Source organism: Flavobacterium ginsengiterrae (assembly GCF_039539785.1).
In the GTDB taxonomy this organism is placed as follows: Bacteria; Bacteroidota; Bacteroidia; order Flavobacteriales; family Flavobacteriaceae; genus Flavobacterium; species Flavobacterium ginsengiterrae.
This window is the reverse complement of sequence record NZ_BAABDU010000003.1, coordinates 1693196-1711645: the sequence shown is the minus strand read 5'-3', so window position 1 is coordinate 1711645 and position 18450 is coordinate 1693196. Positions and strand designations below refer to the sequence as shown.

The 18450-nt window shown below is 34.6% G+C and carries 14 protein-coding genes; 10 read left to right on the top strand and 4 right to left on the bottom strand.

Going from position 1 to position 18450, the window contains the following annotated elements; all coding sequences use genetic code 11:
• The first annotated feature begins 69 nt into the window (after window positions 1-69).
• The 7 genes from ABD859_RS10355 to ABD859_RS10325 all read left to right on the top strand — a co-directional run bounded on the left by ABD859_RS10355 (window position 70) and on the right by ABD859_RS10325 (window position 6472).
• Window positions 70-1449, top strand: coding sequence for an exonuclease domain-containing protein (locus ABD859_RS10355; protein ID WP_345143796.1), 1380 nt, complete (start codon window positions 70-72; stop codon window positions 1447-1449).
• Between the two features lie 72 nt (window positions 1450-1521).
• A complete protein-coding gene (xth, locus tag ABD859_RS10350) occupies window positions 1522-2298 on the top strand; it encodes an exodeoxyribonuclease III (RefSeq protein WP_345143793.1) in 777 nt (258 codons plus the stop codon).
• A gap of 7 nt (window positions 2299-2305) precedes the next feature.
• Window positions 2306-2932, top strand: a complete 627-nt coding sequence (locus tag ABD859_RS10345) for an alpha-ketoglutarate-dependent dioxygenase AlkB family protein (RefSeq protein WP_345143790.1) — start codon at window positions 2306-2308, stop codon at window positions 2930-2932.
• 157 nt (window positions 2933-3089) lie between these two features.
• Window positions 3090-3551 carry a DUF1810 domain-containing protein gene (locus ABD859_RS10340; RefSeq protein ID WP_345143906.1) on the top strand — a complete coding sequence of 154 codons (462 nt, stop codon included), beginning with the start codon at window positions 3090-3092 and terminating at the stop codon, window positions 3549-3551.
• A 262-nt stretch (window positions 3552-3813) separates the two neighbouring features.
• Window positions 3814-4557: a hypothetical protein gene (locus ABD859_RS10335; RefSeq protein ID WP_345143787.1), complete on the top strand. Its 744-nt coding sequence runs from the start codon at window positions 3814-3816 to the stop codon at window positions 4555-4557.
• Window positions 4558-4635: 78 nt separating this feature from the next.
• Window positions 4636-5616, top strand: a complete 981-nt coding sequence (locus ABD859_RS10330; protein ID WP_345143784.1) for an alpha/beta hydrolase — start codon at window positions 4636-4638, stop codon at window positions 5614-5616.
• A gap of 22 nt (window positions 5617-5638) precedes the next feature.
• Window positions 5639-6472, top strand: coding sequence for an alpha/beta hydrolase (locus ABD859_RS10325; RefSeq protein ID WP_345143782.1), 834 nt, complete (start codon window positions 5639-5641; stop codon window positions 6470-6472).
• 93 nt (window positions 6473-6565) lie between these two features.
• Here the strand turns inward: ABD859_RS10325 and ABD859_RS10320 are convergent, their stop codons facing one another.
• Window positions 6566-7975: an APC family permease gene (locus tag ABD859_RS10320; RefSeq protein WP_345143779.1), complete on the bottom strand. Its 1410-nt coding sequence runs from the start codon at window positions 7973-7975 to the stop codon at window positions 6566-6568.
• Between the two features lie 530 nt (window positions 7976-8505).
• On the opposite strand from ABD859_RS10320, the gene ABD859_RS10315 reads away from it, so the two are divergent.
• On the top strand, window positions 8506-9939 hold the full coding sequence (locus ABD859_RS10315; RefSeq protein WP_345143777.1) for a sensor histidine kinase: 1434 nt from the start codon (window positions 8506-8508) through the stop codon (window positions 9937-9939).
• On the top strand, window positions 9929-10330 hold the full coding sequence (locus tag ABD859_RS10310) for a response regulator (protein WP_345143774.1): 402 nt from the start codon (window positions 9929-9931) through the stop codon (window positions 10328-10330). The genes ABD859_RS10315 and ABD859_RS10310 overlap by 11 nt, the downstream gene beginning before the upstream one ends.
• On the opposite strand, the gene ABD859_RS10305 is transcribed toward ABD859_RS10310, so the two are convergent.
• Window positions 10322-11488 (bottom strand): C40 family peptidase, encoded by a 1167-nt coding sequence (locus ABD859_RS10305; RefSeq protein ID WP_345143772.1) that lies wholly within the window; start codon window positions 11486-11488, stop codon window positions 10322-10324. The two genes, ABD859_RS10310 and ABD859_RS10305, sit on opposite strands and share 9 nt — an antisense overlap.
• A gap of 244 nt (window positions 11489-11732) precedes the next feature.
• Between ABD859_RS10305 and ABD859_RS10300 the strand changes: the two genes are divergently transcribed.
• The gene (locus tag ABD859_RS10300) at window positions 11733-13118 is read left to right on the top strand and encodes a Kelch repeat-containing protein (RefSeq protein ID WP_345143769.1); all 1386 of its coding nucleotides are present in this window, start codon (window positions 11733-11735) and stop codon (window positions 13116-13118) included.
• Window positions 13119-13175: 57 nt separating this feature from the next.
• On the opposite strand, the gene ABD859_RS10295 is transcribed toward ABD859_RS10300, so the two are convergent.
• Both ABD859_RS10295 and ABD859_RS10290 read right to left on the bottom strand, forming a co-directional pair.
• The gene (locus ABD859_RS10295) at window positions 13176-15440 is read right to left on the bottom strand and encodes an aconitate hydratase (protein WP_345143766.1); all 2265 of its coding nucleotides are present in this window, start codon (window positions 15438-15440) and stop codon (window positions 13176-13178) included.
• Between the two features lie 119 nt (window positions 15441-15559).
• Window positions 15560-18331, bottom strand: coding sequence for a bifunctional aconitate hydratase 2/2-methylisocitrate dehydratase (locus ABD859_RS10290; RefSeq protein WP_345143763.1), 2772 nt, complete (start codon window positions 18329-18331; stop codon window positions 15560-15562).
• Window positions 18332-18450 lie beyond the last annotated feature (119 nt).

The following is an 18450-nucleotide window of genomic DNA, read 5'->3' as shown; positions in this document are numbered from 1 at the left end:
ATTGGGACTAAAAACTATATGTTTAAAAAAAATAAACAACAGAAATAGAACACTTTACGTTATATACAAATGAGAAATCAGGAATATGCCATAGTAGATATCGAGACCACAGGCGGAAATGCCAGTCACAGTCGTATTACCGAAATCGCGATTATTATTCACGACGGAACTACGGTGCTCGAACGTTATGAAACGCTTGTAAATCCAGAAAAAGATATTCCGCCTTCTATTTTTGGTTTAACAGGAATTAACAATGAAATGGTTGCTCACGCTCCTATCTTCGATGATATTTCTGAAAAAGTTCTGGAAATGCTTACCGATCGTGTTTTTGTAGCGCACAATGTCAATTTCGATTATTCTTTTGTTCATCATCAGCTGGCTCAGGCGGGATTTAAATGGACAGCTAGAAAACTTTGTACTGTTCGCGCTGCCAGAAAAATCAAACCGGGATTGGGTTCTTACAGTTTGGGAAATCTTTGCAACTCTTTAAATATTGGCCTAGAAAACCGACACCGCGCCGGCGGAGATGCTGATGCTACTGCAGAATTATTTTCGCTTTTACGCGAATGGGATGATGAAGGCGTTATTGATAAAATGATCAAAAAAACAGCACAGGATCAGCGATTACCGCCAAATCTTCCGCAAGAAGATTATAATGCTTTGCCCGAAAAACCAGGAGTTTATTATTTCTATAATCAGGCGAAAAAAGTGATTTATGTCGGAAAAGCGATTAACCTGAAAAAACGTGTTACATCACATTTTACAGGGAATAATATTAATCCGCAAAGACAGCATTTTTTACAAGATATTTACGGGATTTCTTTTGAAGTTTGCGCTACAGAACTGATGGCTTTGCTTTTAGAATGTACCGAAATCAAAAAACTCTGGCCGACTTATAACAGAGCTTTAAAACGTTTTGAAGCCAAATTTGGAATTTATCAATACGAAGCCAGAAACGGTTATAAATATCTGGCAATTGGCAAAGTAAGTAAGTTTCAAATCTGTATTCATGAATTTAATAGCCTGCATACCGGCATTAATTTATTGCGAAGTCTTGCTGAACAGTTTGAAATTGATCATCGTTTTTGCAAATATTCAAGACCTGAAGAAGGAGAGTTTTTCTATACACCAGAGATAAAAGAATTGCCCGATGTTCTTCTTCATAATGAACAAGTTGACAACGCCATTGATTTTCTATTAAACAACAGACCCACTTTTGCAATCATTGATAAAGGAAGAACTTCAGATGAAAGAAGCTGTATCTGGGTTGAAAACGGTCATTTTCACGGAATGGGTTATATCCCAAGAGATGTTGCTATTCAGGATCCGGAAGATGTAAAAAGTTATGTTACCCTTTATAAAAGCAATCAATATATTGAGCAGTTAATTTTTGCTTACGCTGAAAAATATCCGGGTAAAGTGTTCTTTAGCAAACACTTTACAAAATAACAATTATGATTTCATTAAAATATTTAATGCTTAAAAACTTGTAAATTTAATATTCAACTAATTAAATCTACTATGAAAATAGGTACTTATAACGTAAACGGAGTCAACGGAAGGCTAAATGTTTTATTACGATGGCTGGAAGAAGCTAAACCAGATATTGTCTGCCTGCAGGAATTAAAAGCACCTCAGGATAACTTTCCGTTGAAAGCGATAAATGACGCTGGTTATAATGCAATTTGGCATGGACAAAAACAATGGAATGGTGTAGCAATTCTTGCCCGAAATATGGAAATTGAAGAAGTAACGCGATCTCTTCCGGGTGACAAAGAAGATATACAAAGCCGCTACATAGAAGCTTTGATTAACGGAATCGTAATTGCCTGTTTGTATCTCCCAAATGGAAATCCCGCACCGGGACCAAAATTAGAATACAAACTAAAATGGTTTCAACGTCTGAATGATCGCGCTGCAACATTATTGAAATTAAAAGTTCCAGTAATTCTGGTTGGAGATTTTAATGTGATGCCAACAGAATTGGATGTTTATAAGCCTGAAAAATGGAAAAATGATGCGCTTTTTTTACCGCAAGTTAGAAAAGCTTTCGCGGCTATAGTTACGCAGGGATGGACAGATGCAATTCGGAAATTATATCCTGATGAGAAAATTTATACGTTTTGGGATTATTTTAGAAATGCTTATGAACGGGATGCCGGGCTTAGAATCGATCATTTTTTATTAAGTCCGCATATTGCAAAAAACTTACGTTCCGGAGGCGTTGACCGACATGTGCGCGGCTGGGAAAAAACAAGCGATCATGCTCCTGTATGGATTGAAATTGATAAAATTTAATTGGAAAATGACACTATTTAACGACACCGAATTATTTACCACAGGTTTGGGAGGAAAAAAAATATTTGACATTCCTGATTCTGAATTGATTTTGATTGACAATTTTTTCACTAAAGAAGAATCTGATCGTTTTTATGAGCGACTGCTTCGCAAAACTAAATGGAGGGAATATGAAATGGAAATTTATGACAAAACATATACTGTTCCCAGAATGATTGCCTGGTATGAAGACAAAGACAATCCCGGAGCCGATTTAAAAGGCCCCGACTGGAATTATGAATTATTAAAAATCAGAGGCCGTGTGGAGAAAGAAACACAACTGGATTTTAATACCGTCCTGCTTAATTTATACAGAGACGGAAATGACGGTGTGGGCTGGCACAGCGACAAAGAACATAACACTGGCCCAAACCCAATTATTGCTTCGGTGACTTTTGGAGAAACCAGAATGTTTAAGCTTCGTCATAAATACAGCAAGGAAATTCCGCAGGTTGAGATTCCACTACATCATGGTTCTTTTTTACTTATGGCAGGAACAACAAATAGTTTTTGGCAGCATCAGGTTCCCAAAACGGCACGGAATGTTTTACCAAGAATAAATTTAACATTTAGACAAACGCACCGAAATCTGTAATTAATTAATAACTAAAAACAACGCAGTTTTTTAGCTTTATGATGATGAGGAAAATTCTGTCGAAAAAAGTTAAAATACTGATTGTATGAACGTTTTATTAGGCAGAGCCTATCTTTTTTACTACTTTTGCAACCCTTTTTTAATATATAATACCGTAATGGCTTATTCAAACAATGATTTAGCGCGCTTCTTAGATGCGCAGAACAAACTTTATCTTACTGCTCTTTCTGAAATCAGCAAAGGAAAAAAAGAGACTCACTGGATGTGGTTTATTTTTCCTCAAATAAAAGGTTTAGGAAAAAGCGATACTGCAAATCTTTATGCCATTAATGACTTAAAAGAGGCTTCAGATTATTTAGAACATCCTATTTTAGGGAAACATTTAATTGAAATTTCTGAACTTTTATTAACCTTTAGAATGAAATCAGCTGACGGAATTTTTGGAGATTTAGATGCCCGAAAATTACGTTCTTGTATGACTTTGTTTTCTTTGGTTGAAAATGCAAATCCAATATTTCAGGAAATTCTGGATGCTTTTTTCTCAGGAGAAATTGATCCGCTTACTATATCTATTATTAATTCAACTATAGAATCATCTGTTGAACCTGCTGTTTTATAACAGTTTCAAGAGATGATTAATTTCAAAAGACACTGCAAAAACAGTGTCTTTTTTTTGTTTTAAACTTTTAGCTTTTGCATTAAAATCAGCTTTTGCGTTCTTAAAATATCTAGCGAAATTTCACTAAATAAAATTCGATTCGCGATATATAACACTTCATAAAAAAAGAAAAAACCTTTTTATCCCTTGTTTTTACAGACATTTTAAATGTGGCATGTCTATTGGTTTTTCCAAAGTCAATTAACATTAAACCACATGAATTATGAAAAAATCAATATTTATTTTATGCTTAATCTTTTGCAATTACAACATTTTAAAAGCCTGTGATAAATGCGGTACTTACAATAACAGCGATTTTAAAATAAAATCAGCAACGATTACTCACAAAGCAGATTTAGGTGTTACTGTTTGGGATATTAAAGTAGAAGGAACTGCTGGTAATACAATGCCTAAACCAGTTGGACAATTAAATGGCGCACCTGTTTTGGCTTACGTTTTTCCTACAACTTTAAAATCATCTGATATTGGTTTTGGTCAGACCGAAGGAATTGTCGCACTAGCATTAACCTCTCATCCTGATTTTGAAGACACACCTCTTTGGGACGAGAATCTCGATGGAAATTACTTAAATGACGGTTTAGTCTGGCATGCACACTGGGTTCTTCTTGTAGAAGACAAACGCGTAGGCGGCGGACTTTCTGTAAAAGAATTTAAAAAAGGTGATCCAAATGTTGTACTGCCTCCAACAAATCCTGGAATGGCAATGTACATGGACAGCCCCGGTTTTAACATTGTTACCAAAGGAAATTCTATAAAAGTTATTGTTCCAAATTTTAGAATAAACAATAAAACCAATTTCAAGTTTGATGCTGTAAGCTGTTATATGGAAGTAAGCACCGGCGAAGGCGGATCTCACGACAGTCCAGGTACAAAACCAATGCTGGGCGTTTACAAAGTTTATACCGTTGCAAGCGGTAATCTTTCACTGCCTTATTCAGTCAAATAAATTAACCTTAAGACTAATATTATGAAGAATTTAAGTATAGCTAAAATGATATTAATTCCCTATATAATTTTAATGAATATGACAACTAAAAGCTACGCACAAATAGATTATGCCACAGATCCGCATTTAACTCCGGCTGTAAAAGCTTTTTTAAAGCCTTTAAATGGCGGCGGTCCTCCTCTTGAATCACTTCCTGTTGCAGATGCACGCAACGTTTTGGTTAGCGCACAAAATGCTTTTAAAGTAGATTTATCCGGCATTGAAGAATCTGAAAAAGAAATTACTGCCGATGGATATAAAATCAAACTAAATATTGTGCGTCCTAAAGGAGCAAAAGGAAATCTGCCAGTTTTTATGTTCATTCATGGCGGCGGATGGGTTCTGGGTGATTATCCAACTCATAAACGCATGGTTCGCGATTTAAGTGTTTTAACCGGTTATGCAGGTGTATTTGTAAATTATTCCCTTTCGCCGGAACACAAATACCCACAGCCTGTTAACGAAGTATATGCAGCAGCAAAATGGATTGCTGCGCATGGAAATGAAATACAGGTTGACGGAAGTAAATTAGGAATAGTTGGAAACAGTGCCGGCGGAAATTTAGCTACAGCAAGCGCTCTAATGGCCAAAGAAAAAGGAACGCCTTTGTATAAAGTTCAAATTTTATTCTGGCCCGTTACAGATGCCAATTTTGAAACTGAATCGTACAAATTATATGGCAAACAACGTTTTTTAACTGATACATTAATGCAGTGGATGTGGGATCAATATGTCGACAAATCTAAACGAAAAGAAATCTATGCATCGCCGCTTCAGGCAAGTTTAGAACAATTAAAAGGTCTTCCACCAACTTTAATTCAGGTTGCTGAAAATGATATTTTAAGAGATGAAGGTGAAGCCTATGGACGTAAACTGAGTGATGCTGGTGTTGTAGTTACAACTGTCCGTTACAATGATGTCATACACGATTTTGGACTGTTAAATGGTTTAGCTGAGATTCCGCAGACAAAAGCTTTGTTTTTACAAGCAGCTGCCGAACTAAAAAAATATTTAAAATAATAATCTATTAAATCCAAATCGTATGAAATCAGACTCTAAATATGTCATGTTTGTGACTGGCGCTTTTGTAAGCCACACCTGTTGGGATGGCTGGGTGAAATATTTTGAAGAAAAAGGTTATACTGCTGTTGCGCCACCCTGGCCTTTTAAAGATGCTCCGGCAAAAGAACTACGCGATCGTCAGCCTAATGATATTGGTTTAGCCACGCTGACTTTAACACAACTCATTGATCATTATGCTGCAATTGCCAAATCATTTCCTGAAAAACCACTAATTATAGGTCATTCTTTAGGCGGGTTAATAACTCAGATCTTAGTTAATAGAGATTTAGCTTCAGCTGGAGCTGCGGTGCATTCAGTTCCGCCTATGGGAGTTATTCCGTATGAATTTACGTTTTTAAAATCGGGATGGAAAGTACTTGGATTATTTACTTCTTTGAAGAAAACGTATTTAATGTCATTTGAAAAATTTCAATATGCATTTGTAAACGGACTCCCTTTGAGCGTTCAAAAAGAAGCTTATGAAAAATACGTAGTTCCAGAATCTAAAACTGTTGCCCGAGGCGGTTTAACATCAGCTGCAGCAGTTGATTTTAAAAAGAATCATCCGCCATTATTGTTTATGGCCGGAAGTGAAGATCAATTTTTGTCACCGCATTTAAATACGCGTAATTTCAAAAAATACAAACGCAACAATTCAATTTTGGATTACAAAGAGTTTAAAGGCCGAAATCATAATGTACTGCTTTTAGATACCTGGAAAGAAAATGCAGATTTTATTCTTAATTGGGCCGACAATGTTCTGTCTGATAAAGATTATGGGAAAGGCAAAGTTTTGAAAAATTCTCTTTATTGATATTTTTTAGTTTTGGTTATAAATTTTGTCTGCACAAAAAAGCGCCTTTTTTAAGGCGCTTTTACTATTTACAAAGTTAACTTCAAACAAAACTTATTCTTTTGGTTTCGTTAAGTAATAAACGGGAATTCCTGTCAACATAATTAATACTCCCCATCCGCAGGTAGAGAATTTTGTAAGTAGTAACGAAATACAAATTGCCGCTGCTGTAATAATATACAACATTGGTAAAAATGGATATCCAAAAGCTTTATAAGGTCTTTCGGCATTGGGCATTTTTTTGCGTAAAATAAAGATTCCGAAAATTGTTAAAATATAAAAAATCAAAACAATGATAATTACAAAATCTAATAAATCACCATATTTTCCGGTAAGACATAAAGCCGAAGCCCAAATACATTGTGCCCAAAGCGCCCATGCAGGAACACTTGATTCGTTTAAAACAGCTGCTTTTTTAAAGAATAAACCATCTTTTGCCATTGTATAATATACTCTCGCTCCAGCCATAATTAAACCGTTGTTGCAGGCAAAAGTCGAAATCATAATCATAATTGCGATAATAAGCGCTCCAATATTTCCAAAAATATAATCTGAAGCGACAACTGCTACACGATCAAATTTAGCCGTTGCTATTTCGTCTAACGGAATTACTGCTAAATACATAATATTGGTTAAGACATAAATAATGGTCACGATGAAAGTTCCCAAAAACAGACTTAAACCAACATTTCGCTGCGGGTTTTTAATTTCTCCGGCAATAAATGTAACTCCATTCCAGGCATCGCTTGAAAACAAAGAACCTACCATTGCTGCCGAAATTCCGGTTATTAAAGCCGTTCCTCCTATCGGCATCCATGTGCCGCTGTCTTTATCAAAAGCACGGGTATTCCAGGCATCAGCCCAATTGGCATCCCAAACAGAAGCTTTTGCAGCAAGTGTTAGTCCAAAAACAATTAATCCCAGCAATGATAAAATCTTGATGATGGTTAAAACCGTTTGTAGAATTTTTCCATTTTTTACACCTCGGCTGTTAATATAAGTTAACAAAACGATTGTAAAAATCGATACTATTTGTGCTGCATTAAGTTTAAAAGAGCCTAATTCATAAAGAATATTTTCGTCGCTGAGAGGTTCATATAAATAAGCCGCAAATTTTGAAAATGCTACTCCAACTGCTGCAATGGTCCCAGTTTGGATTACTGCAAAAAAACTCCAGCCGTACAAAAATGCGATTAACTTATTATAAGCTTCTTTTAAGTACACATATTGTCCGCCGGCTTTTGGAAACATTGCACTTAATTCTCCGTAACTAACAGCGGCAATAATGGTTATTAATCCTGAGATCAACCATATTAATGTCAGCCATCCTGCAGATCCAACTTGTCTGGCAATATCGGCACTTACAATAAATATTCCGGATCCAATCATAGACCCAACTACAAGCATAGTTCCGTCTAATAATCCGAGTTCTCTTTTAAAATGTTCTTGGTTCTCTTCTTGCATTTTTTTGGTTTTAGGTTGGTTAAAGATATACTTTTTTCTGAAAATTTAGATTTTATGTTATAAAAATTGAATTTTTGAATTAAAATCTGAAAAGCAGAAAATTGGAAAAAAAAAATGCTAATCTCTTTACTCTGAATGCAAAATAAAACATCTACTTCCTTAAACAGAACCTTTTTTAAACAACTCTTTTCCTTAAACAAAAGAACTTAATTGAATTTTGCTTTTTTTATTCAAAAAGCAATAAAAACTGTAACTATTTTAAACCCAATCTTAAAAACAAAATCACAATTAATTAAAAATCAAATAATTAAATACCAAATCAAAAATAAGAAAGAAAAAAAATCTATCTTGTAAAAAGATTCGTATTTTTTATTAAATTTGGTAAAAGACTTTCATAGTCTTAAAATTTGAATATTTTTATTAACATTTGTTTACTTTATACTTCCACATAATCAGCCTCAAAGATTATTTGAAAGAAAAAGCAAAACAACTAAGCATTAAGGCAAAACATTAATATTAAACCTACTAATATGAAAATCATGCATAAGGTTCGCTCTTTGCGCAACCTCCGTTTGCCAAATGTTTTTATCCTGATATTAATTGTATTTATATCTTGTGCATTATTAATATGCATCAACTTTTTTACTATAAAAATATTATCTGCCAACAGGGCTTATGCCAATGGAGAATCTCATTATTCAAAAGGACAAAAAGATGCTTCCAGACATCTTATAACTTATCTTTATAACAAAGATCCAAATCAATGGAACTTGTATAATCAAGAACTGAAAGTTCCTCAAGGTGACGGAATCGCCAGAAAAACACTTTTAAAAGTTGGCGATAATGAAATAGCCAGACAAGGTTTTCTTGCCGGACGTAATCATAAAGATGATTTGGATGATGTTGTATGGCTGTTTGTAAATTTTAAAAATGTTTCTTTTTTAGAAAAAGCAATTCACGAATGGGAACAAGGCGATCATTTAATTGATCAGCTTTTTATCGTTGGAACTCAAATTAATGCAAAAATCCAGCATAACACATTGACTGTTGCTGATCAAAAAAAATTTCTTTCACAAATTAATTACATCAGCGGCAAACTCAATAATAATGAGCGTAATTTCTCGAATACTCTTGGCGAAGGAACCCGAAAAATCAAGAGTCTTCTAATCGTAGCGAATATCTTTTTTATATTGATAATTGTTCTAAGCGTATGCTCTTATTATTCGATAATGGTAAAGCGTTTAACAATTTCGAAAAAAGAAATCGAAGTCAAAAACGAAAACTTAACGTTAGTTAATCACGAACTGGATCGGTTTGTTTACAGCGCATCTCATGATTTGCGATCTCCTATAACATCGCTAAAAGGTTTAATTGAAATTACACAATTGGAAGATGATATTACGCAGATAAAAAGCTATTTATCCCTTATGCATCAAAGCTTAACGAAGCAAGATCAGTTTATCAGCGACATTATTGATTATTCTAAAAACAAACGAAAACAAATTATTATTGAACCTGTCAGTCTTAAGGAAATATTCAATGAAGCTATTTCACAGTTAATGCATATAGAAAATGCAAACAAAATTACTTTCAGGCAAGAATTAGAAATAGACCAAATTCAGAGTGACGGCCTACGCTTAAAAATTATCATTAGCAATTTGATTTCTAATGCTATAAAATATGCCGATAATAACAAGCAGGAAATGTTTATTTCTATTAAAACTTATATTTCCGAAGGTTTCAATAGAATTGAAATTGCAGATAACGGCATTGGTATTAAAGACGATTGTAAGGATTATATTTTTGAGATGTATTTTGGCACAAATAAAAACAAAGGTTCTGGATTAGGTCTTTATATTGTAAAAGAAGCCGTAGAAAATATCAAAGGAAATATTTCTGTTATTTCAGAAAACAGTATTGGAAGTAAATTTATTGTAGCAATCCCAACTTCTTATGGCATTTAATTCGACTATATTATTAATTGAAGACAACTTAATTGATCAGCTTGTTACCAAACAATTGCTAAAAAAGGTTCTTGATATCAATCAGGTTTTTATAGCTAATAATGGTCTGGAAGGCTTGCAGTGGATTATAAAAAATAAAAAGGCCAAACAGAAATTAGTTATTTTATTAGATATTCAAATGCCTATAATGAATGGTTTTGAATTTCTGGACATTTTTCAAACTCTTAATACAGAAATTCAGGATGAAACACAAATTTATGTAGTTTCTTCAACCTTAGATTCTGATGAAATTGAGCAAATTAGGAAAAACGAATTTGTTGAAGATTTTTTAAACAAACCTATTCCTGTTGAAGAATTAAAAAAGCAATTTTTAAACAGTTTTTTATTCTAAAATACGATTTACCTGAGAGAAAGATCTTTGATAATAAGCTTCTTTTGTAGAAGAAATTATAACACCTCCATGAGTAGAAGAGTGTACAAACTTAATTTCTCCATCGGCAGCTTCAACTACCATTCCTACGTGGTTAATATGGCGTCTTCCGTTTGTTTTAAAGAAGATCAGATCGCCTTTTTGTGCTTCACTCGAAGCTACTTTTGTTCCTATGCGCGATTGTTCTATTGAACTTCTTGGCAGTTTAATATCAAAATTTCCAAAAGTACAGAACATTAATCCAGAACAGTCAAAACCTGCTTTTGTAGTACCGCCGGAACGGTAACGTGTTCCTATATTTCCTGTTGCGCTTGTAATAATCTGATCGATTAAATCAGAATGATTTCCGTTATAAACCGATGTCGTGTCTTTTTTAACTATTGCACGATCCAGCTTAACATCTGTATTATCTGCAATTTGAGATTCAGTACCAAAAGTTTCATTCAATAAAGGCTGAGGAGCAATCGCTGCATTAACTGCATCTGCTTTTTCTTTGCTTGTCTTTATTTTCAAAACGTATCCAACAGGAAGTTTTGCTTTTATTGAAGGATTCTGCCTTTCTAATTCTTTTACCGTTATTCCGTATCTTTTTGCAATTGCATATTTTGTTTCTTTTGGCTGAACTTCAACAGCAATTTCAACATCGGAGGCAGGAATTATTTCAGGTTTTTGTGTTTCTAAATTTTGAGCTGTATTTTCAACTGCAGCAACAGTGTTATTTGATGGGATAATGATTTGCTGACCAATTTTTAAACCTTCTGTTTCTAGGGCCGGATTGACTTTTTTAAGATCATCAACAGAAACATTGTATTTTTTTGAAATTCCCCAAAGTGTTTCTTTTTGTAAAACTTCGTGTGTACCCGGAGAATTATCTGCCACAGATTGTACTGGGTTTGGAGCAGATTTTGCATTTTTATTCGGAATAAGAAGAACCGAATTTAATTTTAGAACTTTAGGAGCATTGGGATTGGCTTCTTGAATATCTTTTGCTTTTACTCCATATTTTTTAGCAATTACAGTAAGGTTTTCTCCTTTTGAAATTTTATGTTTGATAAATTTTTCCTGAGAAAAAACGCCAACACTAAAAAAAAACAATACTATAATTAATCTAAAAACCATACTTACCTATTAAAGTTATTACTCCTTTTTTAAGTTTAGGACCTTATTTGAAACTCAAAAAGCACAAATATATTGCCTAAAAGGCGAATTTAACTTTTTAAAGTAAGTTTTACACGTTTTTTAACAACTAATTTACTTCAAATTAACAAGTACGGCATGCAATTTGAGCCAACTTTTTGATATTATGCTTTTTACGAATAAGTATTTTTTTTTAAGCTAAACTTAACCTAAACCACGAAAATATATGAGAAAACTATTCTTATTATTAGCATTTTTTCCTTTACTATCTTTTGCTCAAAACATACAGGGTATCGTTGTTTCACAAAAAGACAGTCTTCCTATACAAGACACTAATATTTTTGCACTCTCTACCAAAGCCGGAACAATAACTAATAAAGATGGGGAATTTTCAATAAATCTTCTATCTAAATATAAAGACAACGAATTGTTAGAAATATCTCATATTGGCTACACTACGAGAAGAATTACTATAAGTTATTTAAAAAACCATAAGTATAAAATCTATCTTGATGAGGAAATTCAAAATTTATCCGAATTAACTATTACCTCAAATATTAAATTAAAATCAAAAATTCCTTTTCACAAACTTACTCCCTCAAAATACAGTGCTTTCTCATTTGGCTCTTTTTTAAAAGATGATAAAATTTATGTGATTGGCGGAGATGCTTCTTTGGAAGTAAATGAATTAGAAAGACTTCGTTCTCAAAGAGCTGATTTCACTTTAACCACATATCTTCAGGCCTCTGCTGTAAACTCAAAGCTTTCATACTACAGACGAGATTTCTCAATTTATGACATTAAAACAGATACTTGGGAGTACCCTAAATTAGACTTAAATTTAAAAAAAAGAGCCCATCATAACATTCATTTTTATGACAATTCAATTTTTGTTTTAGGAGGAAAAAGAATTTTAATTAACCAAAAAAGCAGTTGGGAATACTTGCAAGATCAAATTGAGGTTGTAGACTTAAATAAACAAACTATTAAAGTTGATAATACAAATCCTCATCAGGCTTGTGATTTTGCTTCATTTAGCTATAAAGATAATATTATTGTAATGGGAGGTTCAATCAAATCAACCGAAAGCGGCAAAAAAGATTACACTAACAAAGTACATTTATACAATATCACTTCCGGATATTGGTATGAACTGGATAATATGCCCACTGCCAAAGAAACTTCTGGAATTGTGATCGATGATAAAATTTATATTATTGGCGGAAACAATGGCAAACCTATATCAAAAGTTGAGACATTTGATTTAAACACACAAGTATGGCAGGTTGAAGGCGAATTATTTTCAGGACTGGAAAAACCTGCAATCGCTTACAGTGACAATATGATTTATATTTATGAAGATTCACTGCTTTATACTTATAACTTAAAAACCAAACAACTCAAAGAATATGAAACCGAAATAGCTCTGAAATATTCTGCGATGTATTTTGACGATGATAAATTATATATTGTTGGAGGACGGACTGAAGATAAATTCTCCAAATTACCTTCTGCAAATGTATTCAGTATTAATATTGCGGATTTTAAAACCACAAATCCCAGCAGAACTAAAGTTTTATCTAAAATAACCGGTTTAGCAAAAGCAAATTAGCATAAAAAAACGCCCTGTTTTCACAGAGCGTTTTTTGCTATAATTAAACCCTTAGAATTAAGCTTTTCCAGCAGCAATTAGGTTTAATGCAGAACCTGCAACAAACCATCCAATTTGCCCAGCATTATACGTATGGTTTGCCAAGATGATATCTTTTGTACCATTTGCGTGAACAAATTCTAATGTTAACGGTTTACCCGGAGCAAATTCTGTTAAATCTAAGAAATTGATTGTGTCATCTTCCTGAATTTTATCATAATCAGCTTCGTTTGCAAAAGTCAAACCTAAAAGACCTTGTTTTTTAAGGTTTGTTTCGTGAATACGAGCAAAAGATTTTACTAATACTGCTTTAACCCCTAGGAAACGAGGTTCCATAGCGGCATGTTCACGAGAAGAACCTTCACCATAGTTATGATCTCCCACAACAATTGAAGGAACTCCCGCTGCTTTATACGCACGCGCTACGGCAGGAACAGCATCGTATTGTCCTGTTAATTGATTTTTAACTGAATTTGTTTTTTGGTTATAAGCATTTACTGCTCCAATCAACATATTGTTTGAAATATTATCTAAGTGTCCGCGGAAACGTAACCAAGGCCCTGCCATTGAAATGTGATCCGTAGTACATTTTCCGAAAGCTTTGATTAATAATTTAGCCCCCATAATATTTTTTCCGTCCCAAGCATCAAACGGAGCAAGCAATTGCAAACGCTCTGATGCTGGATTTACAACAACCTGAACGCCTGAACCGTCTTCGGCTGGAGCCTGAAATCCAGGATCTTCAGCATAGAAGCCTTTAGCAGGAAGTTCATTTCCTGTAGGTTCATCAAGCATTACTTCTTCTCCATCTTCATTGATTAATTTATCAGTTAATGGATTAAAACCTAAATCACCTGCAATAGCCAGCGCTGTTACTAACTCTGGAGAACCAACAAACGCTAAAGTATTTGGATTACCATCGGCACGTTTTGAAAAGTTACGATTGAAAGAGTGAACGATTGTATTTCTTTCTTCTTTTTCAGCACCTTCTCTATCCCACATACCAATACATGGTCCGCAGGCATTAGCAAAAACAGTAGCTCCAATTTTATGGAAAGTATCAATAAATCCGTCTCTTTCGATTGTAGAACGCACAACTTCAGAACCTGGAGTAATAGTAAATTGTGCTTTAGTTGTTAGATTTTTCTCTGCAACTTGTTTTGCTAACGAAGCAGCACGAGAAATATCTTCGTAAGATGAGTTTGTACATGAACCTATTAAACCAACCTGAATTTGTAATGGCCAGTTATTTTTAACAGCTTCTTCTTTCATTTTTGAAATTGGAGTAGCTAAATCCGGAGTAAAAGGACCATTTAAGTGCGGTTCTAATTTTGACAGATCAATTTCAATAACCTGATCAAAGTATTTCTCAGGATCAGCATAAACTTCAGGGTCACCTGTTAAGTAAGAAGCCACTTTATCTGCTGCATCGGCAACATCAGCTCTATTTGTAGAACGCAGGTAACGGCTCATAGAATCATCATATCCAAAAGTTGAAGTTGTAGCTCCAATTTCGGCACCCATATTACAAATAGTTCCTTTTCCTGTACAAGACATTGCTGTAGCACCTTCTCCAAAATATTCTACAATTGCACCAGTACCTCCTTTTACGGTAAGAATACCTGCAACTTTTAAGATAACATCTTTTGGAGCTGTCCACCCTGATAATTTACCAGTTAATTTTACTCCAATTAGTTTTGGAAATTTTAATTCCCAAGCCATTCCAGACATTACGTCTACAGCATCGGCTCCACCAACACCAATAGCTACCATTCCTAAACCACCTGCATTTACAGTATGCGAATCGGTTCCAATCATCATTCCACCTGGAAAAGCATAATTTTCAAGTACTACCTGGTGAATAATTCCTGCCCCGGGTTTCCAGAAACCAATTCCGTATTTATTAGAAACTGACGAAAGGAAATCAAAAACCTCATTACTTTGTGTTTTTGCTCTGGCTAAGTCTGTAGCAGCATCTACTTTTGCCTGAATCAGGTGATCGCAGTGTACCGTTGTAGGAACTGCTACTTTAGATTTTCCGGCATGCATAAATTGCAATAATGCCATCTGTGCGGTTGCATCCTGACACGCTACACGGTCTGGTGCAAAATCAACATAATCAACTCCTCTACCAAACGCTTGAGTTGGAGTTCCGTCCCAAAGATGGTTGTATAAAATTTTCTCAGTCAAAGTAAGTGGACGACCAACAATCTCGCGTGCTTTGTCAACACGACTCGGCATGTTCTCATACACTTTTTTTATCATTTCAATATCAAAAGCCATAGTTTATTTGTTTTGTTTTTTTCTAATTTTGAACATCACAAGTTACAAAAAATAGAAGAGTTAAAAAAGAAAAAGCCCGAGTTTATCACTCGGGCTTTGAAATATTAATAATCGTTAGATTACATTACTAATGATTTATTTGAAGGCGCAAACTTAGTCAGGTTAATACCGTCTACAGCCATTGTATACTCATCTAATGTTGGAGTTCTACCCAAAATTGTAGAAAGAACCACAACTGGCGTTGAAGATAGTAAAGACTCTCCTTTTTTACCTTCTGTATCTTCTACAACCCTTCCTTGGAAAAGACGCGTAGAAGTTGCCATTACAGTATCTCCTTTTGCTGCTTTTTCCTGGTTACCCATACATAGGTTACATCCTGGACGCTCTAAATAAAGCATGTTTTCGTATTCTGTACGCGCAGCACCTTTTGGAGCATTATCATCGAATTCGAAACCAGAGTATTTTTGCAATACTTCCCAGTCACCTTCTGCTTTAAGTTCATCTACAATGTTGTATGTTGGAGGAGCTACAACTAGAGGAGCTTGAAACTCCACTTTACCATTTTGTGCTTCAACATTTTTCAACATCTGAGCAAGGATTTTCATATCACCTTTGTGAACCATACAAGAACCAATAAATCCAAGATCTACTTTTTTCACTCCGCCATAGAAAGATAATGGTCTAATTGTATCGTGAGTATATCTTTTAGAAACATCAGCGTTGTTTACGTCTGGATCAGCAATCATTGGCTCAGCAATCTGATCAAGATCAACCACAACTTCTGCATAATATTTAGCATTTGCATCTGGAGTTAAAGCTGGTTTTTCTGCAGATTTAATTTCTGTAATTCTCTTATCAGCTTTGTTGATCAATCCCTGAAGAACGTGTTTATCGTTATCCATACCTTTGTCGATCATGATCTGGATTCTTCCTTTTGCAATTTCTAATGATTCGATTAACGTTTCATCTTCAGAAATACAAATAGAAGCTTTTGCTTTCATTTCAGCAGTCCAGTCAGTAAATGTAAACGCCTGATCTGCAGTAAGAGTTCCGATATGAACTTCAATAATTCTTCCCTGGAATACGTTCTCTCCACCAAACTGATGTAACATCTGAGCCTGAGTAGCGTGAACTACATCACGGAAATCCATATATCCTTTCATATCTCCTTTGAAAGTAACTTTTACAGATTCCGGAATTGGCATTGAAGCTTCTCCAGTAGCAAGAGCAAGAGCAACAGTTCCTGAATCGGCACCAAAAGCAACACCTTTTGACATTCTCGTGTGAGAGTCACCACCAATAATGATAGCCCACTCATCGATAGTAATATCGTTAAGTACTTTGTGGATAACGTCTGTCATTGAATGATAAACTCCTTTCGGGTCACGAGCAGTGATTAATCCGAAATCGTTCATGAATTTCATCAATTTTGGAATGTTTGCCTGTGCTTTTTTATCCCATACAGAAGCAGTGTGACAACCTGATTGGTAAGCACCGTCTACGATTGGAGAAATTACTGTAGCTGCCATAGATTCTAATTCCTGAGCAGTCATTAATCCTGTAGTATCCTGAGAACCTACAATGTTAACTTCTACACGAACGTCAGAACCAGCGTGTAATACTTTACCCGGAGCGATTCCAACAGCATTTTTGTTGAAGATTTTTTCAACCGCTGTAAGACCTTGTCCTTCATGAGAAATTTCTTTTGATGGAGCAAATACAAGAGGTGCTTCAACATCTAAAACTTTTGCCGCTAATGTTTGAAGTTTTTTTCCAAACACGATTGCGTATGAACCACCAGCTTTAATAAACTCCATTTTCTGAGGCGTAAATGCCTTAGAAATGTCAATTAATTCCTGATCGCCGTTGTATAATTTTTTCTCTTTAATATTAATAGTTAAAACTGTTCCGGTTGCAACAGAATATGCTTGTTCTAAAATTGGTTCGTCGTTTTCATTACGAAGAACATTTCCGTCAGCATCTACTTTTTTAACCCAGTTTTTAAGGTCTAATCCAATACCTCCTGTAACATCTACAGTAGTTAAGAAAATTGGAGAAATACCGTTTGTTCCACCTACAATTGGTGCAATATTTACAAATGGAATGTATGGGCTTGCTTGTTTTCCTGTCCAAAGTGCCACGTTGTTTACACCTGACATTCTAGAAGAACCTACTCCCATTGTTCCTTTTTCTGCGATTAACATTACGCTTTTATCAGGGTGCTGTGCTTGTAAAGCTCTAATTTCCTGCTGCGCCTGAGGCGTAATCATACACTGTCCGTGAAGTTCACGATCTGAACGTGAGTGTGCCTGATTACCTGGAGAAAGTAAATCTGTAGAGATATCACCTTCACCAGCAATAAAAGTAACTACCTTAATTTCGTCTGCTGCTTCTGGAAGTTTAGTAAAAAACTCAGCTTGCGCATAACTTTCAAGGATTTCTTTTGCAATAGAATTATCATTTCTGAACGCTTCTATTAAACGATCTGTATCTGCCTCATAAAGGAAAACCTGTGTTTTAAGAACTTTTGCAGAGCTTTTTGCAATAGTAGCATCGTTACCTAAAGCTAAATCAAGTAATACCTTAATAGAAGGCCCACCTTTCATATGAGACAACAATTCGAAAGCAAAATCCGGAGTAATTTCTTTTACTACAGACTGACCAAGAATAATCTCTTTTAAAAACTCAGCTTTTTCACCAGCAGCACTAGTAGTTCCTGGTAACGTATTGTAAATAAAAAACTTAAGAGAATCTTCTCTATATTCGTTATTTAAATCTTTAATTTGTGCAATAATTTCGCTTAATAATTCAGCACTATCAATTGGTTTTGGGTGAAGTCCCAGATTTTTACGTTCTTCAATCTCTTGGATATAATCCTTATAAATGTTCATAATTAAGGCAGATTTATTTTTTTGTTCGCAAATTTACGCATTAAAGCGGATAATTAAAAAAAATATAATAGAAGTCGCCTTTTCAAAAATTATTATTGTTAAAAAACGATTTTCACTGC

What these genes read in the sequence shown, in the direction of transcription:
- ABD859_RS10355 (WP_345143796.1), top strand. Translation starts at nt 70, where the DNA reads ATGAGAAATCAGGAATATGCCATAGTAGATATCGAGACCACAGGCGGA.
- xth (WP_345143793.1), top strand. Translation starts at nt 1,522, where the DNA reads ATGAAAATAGGTACTTATAACGTAAACGGAGTCAACGGAAGGCTAAAT.
- ABD859_RS10345 (WP_345143790.1), top strand. Translation starts at nt 2,306, where the DNA reads ATGACACTATTTAACGACACCGAATTATTTACCACAGGTTTGGGAGGA.
- ABD859_RS10340 (WP_345143906.1), top strand. Translation starts at nt 3,090, where the DNA reads ATGGCTTATTCAAACAATGATTTAGCGCGCTTCTTAGATGCGCAGAAC.
- ABD859_RS10335 (WP_345143787.1), top strand. Translation starts at nt 3,814, where the DNA reads ATGAAAAAATCAATATTTATTTTATGCTTAATCTTTTGCAATTACAAC.
- ABD859_RS10330 (WP_345143784.1), top strand. Translation starts at nt 4,636, where the DNA reads ATGACAACTAAAAGCTACGCACAAATAGATTATGCCACAGATCCGCAT.
- ABD859_RS10325 (WP_345143782.1), top strand. Translation starts at nt 5,639, where the DNA reads ATGAAATCAGACTCTAAATATGTCATGTTTGTGACTGGCGCTTTTGTA.
- ABD859_RS10320 (WP_345143779.1), bottom strand. Translation starts at nt 7,975, where the DNA reads ATGCAAGAAGAGAACCAAGAACATTTTAAAAGAGAACTCGGATTATTA.
- ABD859_RS10315 (WP_345143777.1), top strand. Translation starts at nt 8,506, where the DNA reads ATGAAAATCATGCATAAGGTTCGCTCTTTGCGCAACCTCCGTTTGCCA.
- ABD859_RS10310 (WP_345143774.1), top strand. Translation starts at nt 9,929, where the DNA reads ATGGCATTTAATTCGACTATATTATTAATTGAAGACAACTTAATTGAT.
- ABD859_RS10305 (WP_345143772.1), bottom strand. Translation starts at nt 11,488, where the DNA reads ATGGTTTTTAGATTAATTATAGTATTGTTTTTTTTTAGTGTTGGCGTT.
- ABD859_RS10300 (WP_345143769.1), top strand. Translation starts at nt 11,733, where the DNA reads ATGAGAAAACTATTCTTATTATTAGCATTTTTTCCTTTACTATCTTTT.
- ABD859_RS10295 (WP_345143766.1), bottom strand. Translation starts at nt 15,440, where the DNA reads ATGGCTTTTGATATTGAAATGATAAAAAAAGTGTATGAGAACATGCCG.
- ABD859_RS10290 (WP_345143763.1), bottom strand. Translation starts at nt 18,331, where the DNA reads ATGAACATTTATAAGGATTATATCCAAGAGATTGAAGAACGTAAAAAT.